Here is an 18,283-nt window from a genome sequence, read left to right as displayed (position 1 = left end):
CCGTTTTGTACAAAAACGATAGTTTTGCGGCAAAATTGAAGGGATGAAGTATTGGAAAAAGCTGTCGCACGCGCAGCAGGATGCAAGGATCACAAATGCGCTGGCGCAGAATATTGACTACAAACAAAAGGTATCGCTGGGCGTACCCGCCTCCCGGCTCGACGGCAACGTGTTTTACGAGCAGGCCCCTTTCCTCAAGGATGCCCCCCTGTTGCGTACCTATGTAGCCAATCCCAACCACATCGGTTGTCATACCCTGGGCGAATCCGAAGACTTTTTTAAAGGCACGCAGGATATAGAGCGCGAAGTGATAGAACTGCTGGCCGTAGACGTGCTCAAGGCCGAAGACCAGAGCTGCGACGGCTATGTAGCGGGCGGAGGTACCGAAGCCAACATACAGGCCGCATGGATATACCGCAACTACTTTATGCAGGAGCACGGGGCAGGGCAGCAGGAAATAGCCCTCATCGGCTCCGAAGATACCCACTACTCCATAGCCAAAGCCGCCAACCTGCTCAACCTCAACTGGTACAGCGTACCCGTGGCCAACGATACAAGGGCCATCATCCCCGCCGGGCTGAACGGTGTAGTAGAAACAGCCATGGCCAACGGAATAAAATATTTCATCATCATATCCAACATGGCCACCACCATGTTTGGCAGTGTAGACGACCCCGAACTGTACGTAGCCGCCATGCAGCAGCACAATGCACAGTTCAGGCTGCACCTCGACGGCGCTTTTGGTGGTTTTATCTATCCTACAAGCACGCCTGAGTCTACGGTCAACTTCAGCAACCCCCACGTATCGTCTGTTACCCTCGATGCACACAAAATGTTGCAGGCGCCCTATGGCACAGGCGTATTCCTGGCGCGCAAGGGGCTCATGCAGTATGTCTTCACCAAAGAGGCGCAATACGTACACGGCATGGACATCACCCTCAGCGGCAGCCGCTCCGGCGCCAATGCCATAGCCATATGGATGATACTGATGACCTACGGCCCACACGGCTGGTTCGAGAAGATCAACAAGCTGCTGTACCGTACCGACTGGTGTTGCCAACAACTCGACGCCCTTGGTGTGTCTTACTACCGTTACCCCAGGATGAACATCATTACCATACGTGCCGGGCATGTGCCCCATGCGCTTGCCGTAAAATACGGCCTTGTGCCCGACAGCCACGGACAGCAAGTGCAGTGGTACAAAATAGTAGTGATGGACCACGTAGAGATAGAACACCTCCAGGCCTTCATCGAAGAACTGAAAGCTGTTAATGTTACCGAGGCGTAGGTTATTCTTAACCGGTTCAAGGTGTAATTTGTTAAGTAAAGCTTTCTTAGAGTTTAACTGAAAGTTAATTGAGGGGTGTTGTAACTCATTGATTGGTAGTGTTCTGTGGTTATGATTGTTAAGTTTTGTTAAGTAAAATGGTAAACGTGTTGTACTTAACAATTTATAAAAAAGTCCCGCTAATGCGGGACTTTTTGTTTGTAATAAATTATCGTGGGATCGTATATGCTTCATGCCGTTTTTGCGGTTTGATGGGGTTGTTTTATTATAACAAATATACGCAAATAATAAATTCTATGCAAATTTAAAACAATCAAACCCTACATTAATAAGGGGGAAAATACCCTATGACAGTAGCTGGAAACAGATTATCTTGAGCCACTAACCAGTTTAGTATACCCTGATGACCGATAGAATTGATAAAAAGTCATTGTCCGAAAGGGATATCTGTACCAAGTACATTACACCGGCTATTGCAAATGCAGGGTGGGATGTAGAGTTGCAGGTATTAGAGGAGGTGTCATTTACAGACGGTAAGATATTTGTAAAGGGGAAACTCACTACAAGGGGAAAGCGCAAACGGGCTGATTATATACTCTATTACAAGCCTGATATTCCCATTGCTATCATTGAGGCTAAAGACAATAATCACACCATACGCTCAGGCATACAGCAGGCTTTAGGCTATGCTGATACATTAGATATTCCATGTGTGTTCAGCAGTAATGGCGATGGTTTTTTGTTTCACGATAAGACAGCAGAAGGCAGCAATATTGAGACGGAGCTTACATTAGATCAGTTTCCGGCTCCTGAGCAATTATGGGAGCGCTATAAAAAATACAAGGGTATTACCACACCTGAAGAAGAGCAAATAGTTGCGCAGGACTATTATTCTGATGGTAGCGGGCGAAAGCCTCGCTATTACCAACAGATAGCCATTAACAGAACCATTGAGGCTGTAGCTAAAGGGCAGGATAGAATATTGCTGGTAATGGCTACCGGTACGGGTAAAACATATACAGCATTCCAGATTGTTCACAGACTATGGAAGGCAGGCGCAAAAAAGAGGATATTATTCCTTGCTGACAGGAATGCTTTGATAGATCAGACAAAAAGAGGGGATTTTAAACATTTCAGGGATAAAATGACTGTGGTGAAACACAGGCAAATTGATAAGAGCTATGAAATATACCTCGCTCTATACCAAGGCTTAACAGGTAGTGATGAAGATGCTAATGTATATAAAGAGTTTTCTCCTGACTTCTTCGACCTTGTGATAATAGATGAGTGCCACAGAGGAAGTGCTAAAGACGACAGCGCATGGAGGGAAATACTTAATTACTTCAGCAAGGCTACACATATAGGTCTTACGGCTACCCCAAGGGAGACTAAAGAGATATCCAATAGCGAATACTTTGGAGACCCCATCTATACCTACTCGTTGAAACAAGGTATTGATGATGGGTTCCTTGCACCATACAGAGTAGTACGCATAGGGCTGAATGTGGACTATGAGGGCTGGAGGCCGGAGAAAGGTAAAACAGACAAAGCTGGTAAAGAAGTTGAAGACCGTATTTACAATAGAAAGGATTACGACAAGAACATTGTAATTGATGAGCGTACGGATATGGTGGCTAAAAAGTTGACCGAATTCCTGAAAGGGACTGACCGCTTTGCCAAGACCATAGTGTTTTGTGTGGATATAGACCATGCGGAACGTATGCGCTCTGCCATAGCAAAACATAATGCAGACCTTGTGGCGCAAAATCATAAGTATGTAATGCAGATAACAGGGGATAATGACGAGGGCAAGCGAGAACTGGACAATTTTATCAACCCCGAAGAAAAGTACCCTGTAATAGCCACCACAAGTAAGCTGATGACCACGGGTGTGGATGCACAGACCTGTAAAGTGATAGTATTGGATAGTAATATCCAGAGTATGACAGAGTTTAAGCAGATAATAGGCAGGGGTACACGTATCAATGAGGAGTTTGAAAAACTATATTTTACTATACTCGATTTCAGGAATGTTACAGACCTGTTTGCGGATAAGGAGTTTGATGGAGACCCGGTACGAGTTAAAATTGCTGGCGAAGACGAAGACCTGGGCAAAGTGGAACAGGAGGAAACGGAAGCTGCTACTGACACAACCGATATTGACGGTACTGAAGTAACCTTTGAACAACCACAAGTAAGATACCCGATAGGTAATCTGGGTAGCAAGGTAGGCGAACCAAGAGCCAAAATTTATGTGAATGGAGTGGATGTAACTGTGCTGAATACCCGTGAAATGTACTTCGATAAAGACGGTAAGCCTGTAACCGTTTCCCTGAAAGACCATACAAGGGATATTGTACTCAACCATTACACATCCCTGGAAGCATTTTTAAGCAGGTGGAATGAGGCTGACCGTAAGGATGCGATAATAAGAGAACTGGAAGAGCAAGGCGTATTGGTAAACGACCTGCGTAATGCGGTAGATAAAGAGCTGGACCTTTTTGACCTGGTATGCCATGTAGCTTACGACCAGCCACCGCTGACACGAAAAGAACGTGCCAACAACGTGAAAAAGCGCAACTACTTTACCAAATATGGTGACGAAGCCCGCAATGTGCTGGAGGCACTGTTGGATAAATATGCTGACGAAGGAGTAACCACATTGGAAAATACACAGGTACTGGCACTCGACCCGCTTACAGATTATGGCTCTCCCCGTGAGATCATAGAACTGTTTGGTGGTATGGATGCCTACCAAAAAGCTATACATGATTTAGAAAATGAATTATATCAAATAGGATAATAGAATTCCTCCTTGGAAGGAGGTGCCCCGAAGTATGAGGGGCGGAGGATGTTTGTCGCGAGTGTACATCCCCCTATGTCCCCCTTCGAAGGGGGAATTGTGAATATGAAAAATAAAATAATACCATATAATCCGAGGTTGAAGGAAATTGCGAGAAGGCTTCGTAAACAGGGCATATTGGGCGAAGTGTTGTTATGGAAACAATTGCAAAGGAAAGCTTTTGGTGTTGAGTTTCACAGGCAAGTGCCTATACTGGAATATATAGTGGACTTTTACTGCCATGAGTTGATGCTGGTTATAGAGATAGATGGTATTACCCACGATTTTGAAGGGGCTGATATAAAAGATGCAAAAAGGCAGGCGGAAATTGAAGCGTATGGGGTAGTGTTTATTAGATTTGCCGATTCGGAGATAAAAAAGAATATGCAGGGCGTGGTGCGGATTATTGAAAATGTGGTTTGGGAATTACAACAGCGAGGGTAGTACATCCCCCGCCTTCGGCACCCCCTTCAAAGGGGAAATTGAGGAATTCCTCCTTGGAAGGAGGTGTCCCGAAGTCTGAGGGGCGGAGGATGTTTGTCGCGAGTGTACATCCCCCTATGTCCCCCTTCGAAGGGGGAATTGTGGCGCGAGTGTACATCCCCCGTCGCCACAGGCGACACCCCCCTTCGAAGGGGGAATTTTAAAAAGGTAGATTATGGCTAATTTAAGCAGTACAATAAAAGCGATACAGGACATCATGCGTAAAGACGCTGGTGTGGATGGTGATGCGCAACGAATTTCACAATTAGGGTGGATGCTCTTCCTGAAAATATTTGATGAGAAAGAGCAGGAGTGGATGATAACCAACAGCAACTACAAATCGCCCATACGTAAAGACCTGAGATGGGCATCGTGGGCGGCAGACGAAGAAGGAATGACGGGTGATGAATTGCTGGACTTTGTGAACAATAACCTCTTTCCGGCTCTTAAGAACCTGAGCATACGCAACAATAAGGATGTGGCACGGATGGTGCGTGATGTGTTTGAGGATAGCTACAACTATATGAAAAGCGGTACACTGCTGCGGCAGGTCATCAATAAGATTAACACAGGCATTAAGCTTACCAGCAAGACCGACAGGCACGCATTTAACGATATATACGAACAGATACTCCGTGACCTGCAAAGTGCGGGCAATGCCGGAGAGTTCTATACTCCAAGGCCTGTAACACAGTTTGTGGTAGAAATGGTTGCCCCTAAGCTGGGTGAAACAGTGCTGGACCCTGCCTGCGGGACTGCGGGCTACCTGACCAATGTGGTGGACTATATAACCACCCACCAAAAGGTGAAGACCCTGGAGGAGCGTGCACAACTGCAAAACAACATACGTGGGGTAGAAAAGAAACCCCTGCCACATATGCTGGCTACTACCAACATGATACTACATGGTATAGAAGTGCCCAGTATAGACCACGACAACCTGCTGAACCGCAGCTGGACGGAGTGGACTAATAAAGACAGGGTGGATGTGATTTGTACCAACCCGCCGTTTGGAGGTATGGAAGAAGACGGGGTAGAAAATAACTTCCCGGCGCAATTCCGTACAAGGGAGACGGCCAACCTGTTTATGGCGCTGATAATACATATGCTGAAAGACGGAGGCCGTTGCGGATTGGTATTGCCCGATGGTTTCTTATTTGGTGAAGGTGTGGCTACACGCATAAAGGAAAACCTGCTGGAGAAATGCAACCTGCACACTATTGTACGCCTGCCCAATGGCGTGTTTGCCCCTTATACTAATATTAAAACTAACCTACTGTTTTTTACTAAAGGTGAACCCACCAAAGAAGTATGGTATTATGAACACCCATACCCGGAAGGCGTTAAGAACTATAACAAGACCAAGCCGATTAATATAAAAGAATTTGACAGAGAGAGGAAATGGTGGAACAACCGTAGGGAAAATGAATATGCATGGAAAGTATCTGTAGAAGATATAAAAGAGCGCGGCTATAACCTGGATATTAAGAATCCTAATACCGTAGAAGACACTCATGAATATTCAAGTGAAGAATTAATAGATAGATTGACAAAGTCATTTAGGAAAAGTCAGTTACTACTTGATGAATTAGCAACAGTATTGGGAAAATGAGGTTTAGAGACTTTTTGAAAATTCAGAAAGACAATTATGTCGATATTGATGATGCTTCTTCATACATCATTGCAGGTGTTCAAAACTATGGTAGAGGTATCGTCAATAGGCGACAGGTATTGGGTTCAGAGTTAACTATGAAGAAATATCAGGTTATCTCACCAAACCAGCTTATGTGGTGCAAAGTTGATACTAAAAATGGTGCATTTGGTATTACGCAATTACAACATAAAGGTGCATTAGCTTCAACTAATATGTGTCTTGCTCAGATAGACACTAAACTTGTTTATCCGCCTCTGCTACAGCTAATTTTTTCAATCAAATGGTATTATGAATCTATTAATAGCAAGTCAACAGGAACAACCAATAGGAAATATTTGACACCTAAGCAGGTTTTTGAAGAATTACACTTCCCCGACTTAACTATCGCAGAACAAAAGAGAATTGTAGCAAAAATCGATTTTTTCGAAAAATCAGGTTTTACATCTGAAATAGACTCCCAACTCACCAATATACAGCTACTACGCCAAACCATATTGCAGGAGGCGGTACAAGGCAAGCTGGTGCCACAAAACCCCAATGATGAGCCCGCTATCGAATTGCTGAAAAGAATCCAAGCAGAAAAAGAACAACTCATCAAAGAAAAGAAAATAAAAAAGCCCAAACCGTTACCACCCATTGCCGATGATGAAATACCCTATGATTTGCCTGAGGGGTGGGTGTGGTGTAGGTTAGGAGAATTGACGACTCTTATTACTAAAGGTTCATCACCAAAATGGCAGGGAATAAATTATGTTCAGAATGGCTTATTGTTTATTACGAGTGAAAATGTAAATAGCTATTACATTGATTATTCCAAGGAAAAGTTTGTTGAAGAACGTTTTAATGATATCGAACCTCGGTCGATTTTGAAATATGGCGACTATTTAATGAATATCGTTGGTGGGTCAATTGGTCGTACTGCCATGTATATGAATCATGAAATTGCAAATATTAACCAGGCGGTTTGTTTAATAAGAATAGAAACCACAAATGTTGACAAAGGATTTCTACTTCACTTTTTTAATAGTGAGATTTGTAAAGGTTATATGTTTGACAAACAGGTTGACAATGCAAGACCTAACCTTAGCATGGGAAATATAGCCAAATTTATTATCCCGCTTCCCCCTCTCAAAGAACAACAACGTATAGTCGCCAAAGTAGAGCAACTGATGCAGCTATGCGATGAACTGGAGGCACAGGTGCAGCAAAGCAAAACAGATGCAGAGCAGCTACTGCAGGCGGTATTAAGAGAAGCCTTTGAGGGTGGTGTGCGTACATCCCCCGCCGCCAAAGGCGGCACCCCCTTCGAAGGGGGAATTGTGGCTGCTGTTGCTGCAGAGGGAGAGGTGGTGTATAAAAAGAAGAAATGATCTGCAGACCTTCAGTAATTCCTCCTTTGAAGGAGTTGCCCCGAAGGATGAGGGGTGGAGGATGTTCTTCGCGAGTGTACATCCCCCTATGTCCCCCTTCATAGGGGGAATTGTGGCGCGAGTGGACATCTCCTGTCGCCGCGGGCGACACCCCCTACGAAGGGTGAATTTAGGACAGAACGTACAAGAGTGCGACGCAACGTATGCTGAATAGCATTGCCGGCCCCTGCCACATGACCTCCTCGTTACGAGGTTTTCGCATTAAGCAGTATTTTAGCCCCATGACACCCGAACGTTTAGCCAATATAACAAGAGTACTCAACAACCGTCAGCCGGATCTGGCCATAGTGATGGAGAACATAGAAGACCCCCACAATATATTCGCCGTCATGCGCACCTGCGATGCGGTGGGCGTACAGGATGTGTACGTGGTCAACACAAAATTCAGGGCACACAAAAAGCACGGCAATGCCAGCTCTTCATCGGCCGCCAAGTGGCTCACCCTCCACCAGTTCGACACGCTGGAGGACTGTATAGAAGTGGTAAAAAGCCGCTACGATAAGCTGTATGCAGGTTACCTCGGCGAGGGCTCACAGTCTATATACGATATGGACCTGACGGAGTCTGCGGCGCTGGTATTCGGCAACGAGCATTTCGGCGTTACAGAAGAGATGCTGGAGCACTGCGACGGCAGGTTTATCATACCACAGGTGGGCATGATACGCTCCCTGAACATATCGGTAGCCTGTGCGGTTACTTTGTATGAAGCAAGGCGTCAGCGGGCCGTAAAAGGCTATTATGACGATGAAACGCCCCGCCTCCCGGAACCGGACAGGCAGGTGCTGAAAGAAAAGTGGAGCAGGAGCCGCCACAAACAACAGTAAAAAAATAAGGCACCGGAAACCGGCGCCTTACTATAGTTCTTTGAAATAATAAATGTTTAGTTGCCTAAGTAAGATTTAAGCAGTTGGCAGCGTGTAGTAGTGCGCAGCTTGGTTATAGCTTTATCCTTGATCTGGCGCACACGCTCACGGGTCAGTGAGAATTTCTCACCGATATCTTCCAGGCTCATGGGGTGCTCAACACCTATACCAAAGTACAGTTTGATCACATCCCTCTGGCGCTCTGTAAGCGTACCCAGCGAACGTTCTATTTCGCAACGTAACGAGTCGTAATGAGACAGTTCTGAGTCGGCTGCTTCTGAGTTGGGGTTTTCCAGCACATCCAGCAGCGTATTGTCTTCGCTGTCCACAAAAGGAGCGTCAACAGATACGTGCCTTGCAGCAACACCAAGTGTAGTTTCTACTTCTTCGGTACCGATCTCCAGCAGTTCTGCCAGCTCTTCAGTAGAAGGTTCGCGCTCGAACTCCTGTTCTAACTGTGAGTATGCTTTGCTGATCTTGTTAGAGAGGCCTACTTTGTTCAGAGGCAGGCGCACGATACGTGATTGTTCGGCAAGTGCCTGGAGGATAGACTGGCGTATCCACCATACGGCGTAAGAGATGAATTTGAAACCCCTTGTTTCGTCAAAGCGTTGAGCCGCTTTTATCAGGCCAAGGTTACCTTCGTTGATAAGGTCGCTGAGGGAGAGGCCCTGGTTCTGATACTGTTTAGCCACAGACACTACGAAACGCAGGTTGGCTTTTGTCAGTTTCTCCAGTGCAATTTGATCGCCTTGTTTGATCCTGATGGCTAACTGCACTTCTTCTTCGGGGGTAATCAAATCTACTTTTCCAATTTCCTGCAGGTACTTCTCCAGGGACTGGCTTTCACGATTCGTAATCGATTTCGTGATTTTGAGCTGACGCATAGACATAGGCAGTAATAAATTTTTAAACTAGATATAAACGTGTAATCATCTTGTAATGGATCCCTTAAAAAATGTCATTACTAAGACAAATCTAAGGTTATAGACAATTCAACCCAAAAAAAATTAAGAATACCTTAACAAGCATTATAACATGTGTAGATATAACGATACAAAATATTTAGGACTAAACTTTGGTAAAAATTTTGATTGTTCAACCATTTTTATATTATTGCAGCATAAGATAGTCCCAGATGAATAAGAACAGAATAATGTATTCTCTAGAGTTCCCGATCAGATGCTCCCCTGCGATTTTGTATGAGTTTCTGTCAACGCCCGTAGGTTTGTCAGAGTGGTTTGCCGATAAAGTGGATCAGAAGGATGAAACCTTCAAGTTTTCGTGGAACGGCGCACAGGATATAGCCTACCAGATAGACAGCCTGGAGAATGAATATGTACGCTACCGTTGGGATTATTACGCGCCTGATGAGTTTTTCGAGTTCAGGATAGAACAGAGCCCCGTAACCAACGAGACCATCCTTACGATAACTGATTTTGCCGATAAAATCGACATAAAAGATCAGGAAAACCTATGGGATAGCCAGGTGCACGAACTGAAGCACAGGATAGGCAGTTGATACAGCCTGTTGTATGATATATTATTTAATCCGCTTCCCGACCCGGAGCGGATTTTTTATGTCCATAGGTGTTGTTGCTATGCAAAAACGTTATTGATAACATTCTACCATTTGATGATTCTGTACTGATTAGGTATATTTATATTCAATTATCCTGTATGCGCACACTCTTCACGCTGTTGTCAGCATTATTACCTTTACTATCGTTTGCCGTAGACAATACTAGCACCGAAGCTTTTTCAGCCAGGCATTTGTACTTTATGGAGAATAAAGGGCAGGTGACAGATCAGTATTATAAAGCGAGGCCGGATATAGACTTTAAATTGTCAGCAACATCGGGATTAAATGTGTATGTAGGTAGTGGAGCCATACACTACCAGTTTTATATGCCTGATACATCGATACATAGGATGCCTAAACAGCATGATAGTGTATTTGCAGAACAAAGGCCTGATATGCAGGATAGTATTAGGTACCTCATGTACCGTATGGATGTAGAACTGATTGGTGCAAATAAGGATGCAGTACTGAAAAAAGAAGGAAGGCAGGATTATTATGAGAATTACTACACTCCTGGTGTGGGTAAAGATGGTGCTACCGTATATGCTTATGAGAAAATAATCTATAGGAATATATACCCGAATATTGATTGGGTATTGTATGTAAACTCAAAAAGAAACAATACAGTTAAGTATGATTTTATCGTTCATCCCGGCGGTGATCCTTCAATCATTCAGTTGAAGTATAATGGGGCATCTGAAATTAACTTGAATCAGGATGGTAGTTTATCGGCTGTAACGCCACAGGGTATTATTACGGAAAATGCGCCTGTCTCATATTCAGAAGATGGAACAACGGTTGCAAGCAAGTTTGTGTTAAGTGGTAATATCCTGAGGTATAATGTAGCACCTTATGAGGGTACATTAGTTATAGATCCGGGGTTGGATTGGGGTACTTATTATGGGGATACGGCATATAATGATGAAGGGTATGGTGTTACAACCGACTTAGATAATAATGTGTATTTGACTGGAGAAACATCAAGCATAGGTAATATAGTAACAAGTGGTGCTTACCAAACTGTGCAAGGTGGCTGGTATGATGTTTTTCTCGTTAAGTTTGATAGTTATGGTAATCGTATTTGGGGGACTTTTTACGGAGATGTTGGCAATGATGCTGGCTTATCAGTTGCCATAGGGAATTCTAAAGCATTGTATGTTGCAGGCAGATCAACCAGTGTCATCGGAATTTCAACCTCAAATAGTTTTCAAAGTGTACTTGATGGTAGCCAAGACGGATTTCTGATAAAATTTGACACATCTGGTAAGAGAATATGGGGAACTTATTATGGAGGTAGTGCTGGTGATGTTGTTGAAGGAATAGGTATAGATGGTTTGGAGTTCATTTATCTTGTAGGGTCAACACAAAGTACAACTGGATTAGCTACCGTAAATGCTAACCAAACATCATATCGCAGTGTGTTTGTGGCAAAGTTTGATAGCACAGGACAACGAATTTGGGGTACGTACTTTGGGGGAAGTGGTTCAGAGGGTTTTAATAGTATTGATGTAACAGATAAAGGTGATTTATATATTGGCGGATGTAGTTTTGGAGGGTATGGCTTAGCGACTATTGGTGCTCACCAAGAATCATTTGGTGGAGGCTCACGTGATGCATATTTAGCTAGTTTTGATAGTTCTGGTAACTTGAAGTGGGCAACATATTATGGCGGATATAGAGAGGATGGTTCTTATTATAACAGTGTGGTCAGCGACAGATTAGGAAATGTGTATTTAGCAGGTTATGCATTCAGTCCAAATAATATTGCAAGCCCTAATGGCTATCACAACAGCTTGATTGGTGGGCTTTATGATGCATTTCTTGCAAAGTTTGATAGTTCAGGTAACCGTATTTGGGCAACTTACCTCGGAGGTTATGATTGGGATGCTGCATACGCTCTTAATATTGATAATAATTCGAACTTAATAATTGGAGGACGTACAAAAAGTACAAATGGCATAGCTACAAGTGGAACTTATCAGACATATTTTGCTGGTGGTGAATTTGATGCCTTTTTGATGAAAGTTGATAGTGCTGGTATTCCTTTATGGGGTACGTATTATGGAGGTGCGGGTATAGATGAAATAAGTTGTATCGCATGTGATATGCGTGGTAATATATTCGCTACAGGACGAACAACAAGTGTATATGGTATATCAAAAGGAAATGGGTTTCAATTAAACGGTGGTAAAGTTATATTCACACCACCATTTCCTCAATATGCTATATATGACGTTTTCCTTAGTAAGTTTTGTGATGCAAACCCGGTTTCCGGAACTATAACAGGTTCAGGTGCGATTTGTGAAGGCGGATCAACAACTTTCCAACCTGGTGTGCCATATGGTTCCTGGTTTTCTTTAACCGGCAATCTTGATATTGATTCGTTGGGTAATGTGACAGGTGAAACTGCAGGTATAGATACAGTGATATACGTTGTGTCTAATGCTTGCGGAACTGATACTGCTCGGCATCTTGTTACTATTATGCCAACTCCTGTTATAAGCATACAACCTGCTGATGTGGCCGTAAATGCCTCTCAAAGCTCATTGTTTACACTATATGTTACAGGAGCTGGTTTGGTGCATCAATGGCAGGAAGATGCAGGCAGTGGTTTTACGAATATTAATAATGGAGGGAATTATAGCGGCGCAAATACCAATACCCTGATTGTAAGCAATGCAACAATTGCTATGAATATGAATAAATACAGATGTGTAGTGTTATCTGGACCCTGCTCAGACACTTCTGATCCAGCAACCTTGTATGTATGGCCACTTAGTATTGATGATGTAGATGCAGCTAACATTCATATTGCTCCCAATCCAACTAATGGAGTAGTGACCATTACAGCACCTGAGAGTATTATTAAGGTGGAAGTATTCAGCCTAATGGGGCAGAAATTGTTATCGCACAATGCCACTACCAGAGCTGTTGAGATCGATCTGAAAGGACTTGCTGCCGGTGTGTATATAGTGAAGGTGAATGATAGCTATGTAAGCAGGGTGGTGAAAAAGTAATACTTATTCAGCCCAACTGCTGATAACGCTTTTTAGTTCTGCTTCGTTGCCTGTCAGTTCTGCAAGGCGGGTTACTACGCCTTCTACCAATGCGTCGGGGCAGGAAGCACCGGATGTAATGAGTACGTTTAAAGGGCGTTTTTCGGGCAGGTAGTTTTCCGTTGTTTGTTCTTCGTGCGTATGCAGGTCGAAGTGGGAGATAAGTTTATCGTCCAGCAGGCAGGCTTCATTTTTGATAAAATATGTTGGTAGCTCCGTTTCGCACAGTTCTACCAGGTGCGACGTATTGCTACTGTTATAACCGCCTATAACGATGGCCAGGTCTGCTTCCTGTTGCAACATGCCTTTTACAGCCGATTGGTTGTCGTTGGTAGCATAGCAGAGTGTATCACGGGTATCTGCCACACGTTCTGCTATTTTATCGGCAGAGAGTTGATAATGTTCTATCATTACCTGTTTCAGGTAGTCGGCAATGCCTTGTGTTTCGCTGGCCAACATGGTGGTCTGATTCACCACGCCTATACGTTGCAGGTGTTGTGTTACGTCAAAACCTTCTGAATGCTGCCATTTGAAATCGGTGTAGAATTGTTCCGCAGGCAGTTCTCCTGTCAGGAATTTGGCCAGGTGTTCAGCCTGTGCCATGTCTTTTACCACAACTGTGGGGGCGTTCTCTTTACTGTGCGAGAAGGTGGCTCTTGTTTCTTCGTGGCGTGGTTTGCCGTGAACAACTATTGTGTAACCGTCGTTGCCTATTTTTTCAGCACGGTTCCATACCTTTTCTACAAAGGGGCAGGTGGTTTCGTAGCGGGATGGTTCAATGCCTTTTTCGCGTAGTGTATTTTCCAGTTCTATGGTAGTGCCGAATGCCGGAATAATAACTATGTCATCACTGGTCAGTTCGTCCCAGCTCATAAGCATATTGCCCTTGGTGTCCATAATGAACCGCACACCTGAGCTTTGCAGGTCAGCATTAACGCCCGGGTTATGTATCATCTCGCTGAGCAGGAATACCCGTTTTTCCTTGTTCTCCGCTACCGCCCTGAAGGCTATCTCTATAGCATTTTCCACTCCATAACAGAACCCAAAATGACGCGCAAGATATATGTTCAGGCCGCCAGCCTGAAGGTGGGTGGGTGAGAAGTCTTTTTTCATTTTGTCGTCAGCCTTACGCTTTTGCTTGATAGCTGTTATTAAAGGACTACGATAATGTACGGGAACGTCGAATGATTTCATAACCGGGCGTAAAGTTAACTAAAAAGCAAGGCTCTGATAAGTATGAAATGTTAATATAAACCCACGGCTCATACAGAGATAGTCCAAAGATGTAAATGCTTATTTGTCTAGCCCTGTAATGGTCACATCCATACCTTGTTTTACCTGCATGATGCCTGTCGTCAGGATAGTGTCGCCTTTGCTCAATCCGTTGAGAATCTCAACCTTATCTTCCGTACGTGCGCCCAGTATTACTTTTACCATGTCGGCTTTGCCATTGCGTACTACGGCTACCAGTTTGTCTTTGGTAGTAGGTATCACAGATTGTGACGGTACCATAATGGCGTTACTATCGCTTTGCAACGGCACCAATATACGTGCGAATGAGCCGGCTACGAGTTTCTTATCATGGTTAGGAACAGATGCCCTTACGCGTATAGTACGTGTAACGGCATCAGCACCCGGATCTACAGCTGTGATTGTGCCCGTTAAAGTGTCTTGCATACCATTGACAGAGAAAAGTACCTTTTTGCCATTTTTTACCGAATTCCTATATTGGTCAGGTACGTTGAAATCCATTTTTAACGGATGTGTCTGTTGCAAGGTAGTGATGATAGTGGAAGGGGTAACCACGGCACCTACACTGATGTTGCGTATGCCGATATTGCCTGAAAAGGGTGCGATTATTTTGGTGGCACGTAGTTGCGCTTCCGCATATGCGATATCTGCTTCAATGGACTGCACCTGTGTTTGCGTTGTCTCATACTCCTGCCGGCTGATACCGCCAATATCTACCAGTGACTTTTGACGTTGTTGTGTCTTTAGTTGCAACTCGCGCTGAGCTTTAAGCTTTTGCAATTGCGCTTTTATTTCTTCATCATACAATTGCACCAATAGTTGGCCTTGTGCTACAGCAGAACCTTCATTGAAGTGTATACCTGTAACGCGGCCGGATACTTCAGGCAGAATGTTTATTTCTTCGTTTGGCAATAGTGAGCCGCTGGCGATATAGAGGTCGGAGAAGGAAGCCGGAGCTACTACATATCCTATGGCCGACAGACCACGTGGTTTGCCACCACCTTTGGGTGCTTCAGTTTTATCCTTGCAAGCGGAGAGCATTGCAGCCATACCTATCACTAATACCCCTGATCCCAAAATGTTTTTACCACGGTTCATTTATATTACTTTAATCAATAACTTAGAATAAGTCTGGCAAATATATTGATATAAATTTTGCGGACTGTAAATGAGGCTATTGTAAAAACTGTATGCAGTATAAGAAAAAGCTAATCGGGTTGTGTGTGATCGTATTTCTGCTGACATTAGTGCAGGTGGTATTGCCATACAGGCCCAACTGGACCATTATATACGCTGATTATATATTCGTTCCTTTCCAGTCGGTACGTAATATTATATTTGGCTGGTCGCAGCTCAGTTTCGGCGACCTTTTTTACTTTGTTTTAGGGCTGTTCCTGGTGATTTTACCCTTCAAATGGTTGTATTACCTGTTGACAGTACGAAGTAATGTGCATAAGCTCACGCATTCAATACTCAATACGATCATATTTGCAGCGAGTGTGTACTTGCTGTTCCTGCTGGGCTGGGGTGGCAACTATTACAAACCATCGCTGACCAACTACTGGCATATGGACGTTTCTGAGTGGAATGATGATTCGACAGAGCTGGCATATGACCGTTTTCTTAGCATGAAGCTTAATGAGTATGCAGGAAGCTACCAGCCATTGTATTTTATGAAGGTGCGCAAAGATGCTATGCATTATTACAAGGAATATACAGATTGTAAAGCAAGGTTGCATGGACTGAATATCAAGCCATCGGTATATGGCTACCTCATGCAGCACCTGGGTATACAAGGTTATTATAACCCCATAACAGGCGAGGCGCAGGTGAATCGGTTCCTGCCTCCTTTTATGCTGCCGTTTGTTGTACTGCATGAAATGGCTCACCAGGCTGGCATAGCTGCTGAAGATGATGCTAACCTGCTGGCCTACACTATAAGCGTAGAGTCAGAAGATACTACTTTCCGGTATTCTGCTTATCTCAATATGTGGCTGTACAATCATGGCAGACTAAGGCGCAGGGACTCTGTACTGGCAGATGAAATGAAAGCCATACTCAATCCATTGACATTACACCACCTGGATACTTTGCACCAGATACGTGAACGCTATAAAGGCGACCTTGGCAAGTACAGCACAGGTCTGTATGATACTTACCTGAAGATGCTGCAGCAAAAAGAGGGCATAGGTAGTTATAACCGCTCTGTAATTACCGCCTGGGCATGGGAGCAGAACGACACCTTGCGCAGGAGTAAAAAGCTACCTATCCCTTAGCCTTTATATTCGCCCCAAACACTGCGGAGTGTGTCAGATATTTCGCCGAGTGTACAAAGGTTCTCTACTGCATCTATGACTAAAGGCATGAGATTTTCTGTGCCAATAGCTGCATCTTTTATAGCTGACAGGCATTGCTGTACTTTGTCATTATCACGTTTGGCGCGTAGTGCGTTCAGCTTTTCAGACTGTACTTTGCGAATAGAGTCATCAATCCTGAATACAGGTGGTTTTTCGGCCTCTTTAGTTACGAATTTGTTGACACCGATAATGGGTTTGGTACCGGATTCAATGTCCTGGGTGTACTGGTATGATGAACGTGCTATTTCTTCCTGTACAAAACGTTGCTCAATAGCTTTTACCGCACCGCCCATAACGTCTATTTTGTCTATCAGTTTCCATGCTTCGGCTTCTACCTCGTTGGTCAGGTTCTCGACAAAATATGAGCCTGCCAATGGGTCTACGGTTTCCGTTACACCACTTTCAAAGGCTATTACCTGCTGGGTACGCAATGCGATACTTGCCGCCTCTTCGGTAGGCAGAGATAAAGCCTCGTCGTAACCATTGGTATGTAGTGACTGTGTTCCGCCCAGAACAGCACTCAGCGCCTGTAAAGAAACACGTACGATATTATTCTTGGGTTGTTGTGCGGTAAGCGTACTACCTCCTGTTTGTGTGTGGAAACGCAGCATCTGTGCTTTGGGGTCTGTTGCGCCAAGGTCTTTGGTTATTTTGGCCCACATACGTCTGGCAGCCCTGAACTTAGCTACCTCTTCAAAAAGGTTGTTATGTGCATTGAAGAAGAAAGAAAGACGTTTGGCAAATACATTAATATCCAGTCCTTTTTCAATAGCGGCTTTCAGGTATGCTTTACCATTAGCCAATGTAAAGGCCAGCTCTTGTACAGCGGTAGAACCAGCCTCACGAATGTGATAACCTGAAATGGAAATAGTGTTCCACTTGGGTACTTCTTTGCTGCAATATTCAAATATATCTGTTATGATACGCATGGATTGCTTGGGCGGATAGATATATGTGCCACGTGCCGCGTATTCTTTCAATATGTCGTTCTGTATAGTGCCGGATATCTTTTTAATGTCGGCGCCTTGTTTCTTTGCCAGTGCTATGTATAATGATAGCAGGATAAAACCGGTTGCATTTATGGTCATAGAGGTGGAGATGTCCTGTAGCTTAATGCCTTTGAAGAGTATCTCCATATCTTCCAGAGAGTCAATAGCCACGCCTACTTTACCTACTTCGCCTTCCGCCATCTCGCTGTCAGAATCATAGCCGATCTGTGTAGGCAGGTCGAAAGCGACAGACAGTCCCATAACTCCCTGGCTAAGCAGGAAGTGGTAGCGCTTGTTTGATTCCTCAGCCGTGCTGAAACCTGCATATTGGCGCATGGTCCATAACCTGTCGCGGTACATAGATGCATGTACACCACGGGTATAGGGATATTCGCCCGGCAGTTCCGTCATCTCTACGGGTTCTGTATATACTTCTTTTATCTCTATGCCTGAATCGGTCTTGAATTGTTTATCGCTCACTATTCCTG

General features: G+C 44.2%; 13 protein-coding genes. 9 read left to right on the top strand and 4 right to left on the bottom strand.

Annotated elements, in window-relative coordinates; all coding sequences use genetic code 11:
* Positions 1-43: 43 nt before the first annotated feature.
* The 6 genes from H6550_10545 (at position 44) to H6550_10520 (ending at position 8,521) form a co-directional block, all read left to right on the top strand.
* Positions 44-1,288: an aspartate aminotransferase family protein gene (locus tag H6550_10545; GenBank protein ID MCB9046560.1), complete on the top strand. Its 1,245-nt coding sequence runs from the start codon at positions 44-46 to the stop codon at positions 1,286-1,288.
* Between the two features lie 403 nt (positions 1,289-1,691).
* Positions 1,692-4,091 carry a DEAD/DEAH box helicase family protein gene (locus H6550_10540; protein ID MCB9046559.1) on the top strand — a complete coding sequence of 800 codons (2,400 nt, stop codon included), beginning with the start codon at positions 1,692-1,694 and terminating at the stop codon, positions 4,089-4,091.
* Positions 4,092-4,196: 105 nt separating this feature from the next.
* Positions 4,197-4,574, top strand: coding sequence for a DUF559 domain-containing protein (locus H6550_10535; GenBank protein MCB9046558.1), 378 nt, complete (start codon positions 4,197-4,199; stop codon positions 4,572-4,574).
* 214 nt (positions 4,575-4,788) lie between these two features.
* Positions 4,789-6,225 carry an N-6 DNA methylase gene (locus tag H6550_10530; protein MCB9046557.1) on the top strand — a complete coding sequence of 479 codons (1,437 nt, stop codon included), beginning with the start codon at positions 4,789-4,791 and terminating at the stop codon, positions 6,223-6,225.
* Positions 6,222-7,637 (top strand): restriction endonuclease subunit S, encoded by a 1,416-nt coding sequence (locus tag H6550_10525; protein ID MCB9046556.1) that lies wholly within the window; start codon positions 6,222-6,224, stop codon positions 7,635-7,637. The genes H6550_10530 and H6550_10525 overlap by 4 nt, the downstream gene beginning before the upstream one ends.
* A 281-nt stretch (positions 7,638-7,918) precedes the next feature.
* On the top strand, positions 7,919-8,521 hold the full coding sequence (locus H6550_10520) for an RNA methyltransferase (GenBank protein MCB9046555.1): 603 nt from the start codon (positions 7,919-7,921) through the stop codon (positions 8,519-8,521).
* 56 nt (positions 8,522-8,577) lie between these two features.
* Here the strand turns inward: H6550_10520 and H6550_10515 are convergent, their stop codons facing one another.
* The gene (locus H6550_10515; protein ID MCB9046554.1) at positions 8,578-9,447 is read right to left on the bottom strand and encodes an RNA polymerase sigma factor RpoD/SigA; all 870 of its coding nucleotides are present in this window, start codon (positions 9,445-9,447) and stop codon (positions 8,578-8,580) included.
* 251 nt (positions 9,448-9,698) lie between these two features.
* On the opposite strand from H6550_10515, the gene H6550_10510 reads away from it, so the two are divergent.
* Positions 9,699-10,082, top strand: coding sequence for an ATPase (locus tag H6550_10510; GenBank protein ID MCB9046553.1), 384 nt, complete (start codon positions 9,699-9,701; stop codon positions 10,080-10,082).
* A gap of 158 nt (positions 10,083-10,240) precedes the next feature.
* On the top strand, positions 10,241-13,159 hold the full coding sequence (locus H6550_10505; protein MCB9046552.1) for an SBBP repeat-containing protein: 2,919 nt from the start codon (positions 10,241-10,243) through the stop codon (positions 13,157-13,159).
* Positions 13,160-13,162: 3 nt separating this feature from the next.
* On the opposite strand, the gene H6550_10500 is transcribed toward H6550_10505, so the two are convergent.
* Positions 13,163-14,392: a 4-hydroxy-3-methylbut-2-enyl diphosphate reductase gene (locus H6550_10500; protein MCB9046551.1), complete on the bottom strand. Its 1,230-nt coding sequence runs from the start codon at positions 14,390-14,392 to the stop codon at positions 13,163-13,165.
* A gap of 99 nt (positions 14,393-14,491) precedes the next feature.
* A complete protein-coding gene (locus H6550_10495) occupies positions 14,492-15,547 on the bottom strand; it encodes an efflux RND transporter periplasmic adaptor subunit (protein ID MCB9046550.1) in 1,056 nt (351 codons plus the stop codon).
* A 92-nt stretch (positions 15,548-15,639) separates the two neighbouring features.
* Here H6550_10495 and H6550_10490 point away from each other — a divergent pair, with 92 nt between their 5' ends.
* Entirely contained in the window at positions 15,640-16,725 is a 1,086-nt protein-coding gene (locus H6550_10490) for a DUF3810 family protein (protein ID MCB9046549.1), read from the top strand.
* On the opposite strand, the gene H6550_10485 is transcribed toward H6550_10490, so the two are convergent.
* Positions 16,722-18,275, bottom strand: coding sequence for a methylmalonyl-CoA mutase (locus H6550_10485; GenBank protein ID MCB9046548.1), 1,554 nt, complete (start codon positions 18,273-18,275; stop codon positions 16,722-16,724). The genes H6550_10490 and H6550_10485 overlap by 4 nt on opposite strands.
* Positions 18,276-18,283: the final 8 nt, after the last annotated feature.

The organism is Chitinophagales bacterium, from assembly GCA_020636495.1.
In the GTDB taxonomy this organism is placed as follows: domain Bacteria; phylum Bacteroidota; class Bacteroidia; order Chitinophagales; family Chitinophagaceae; genus UBA5543.
This window is presented reverse-complemented; position numbering and strand designations above follow the sequence as displayed.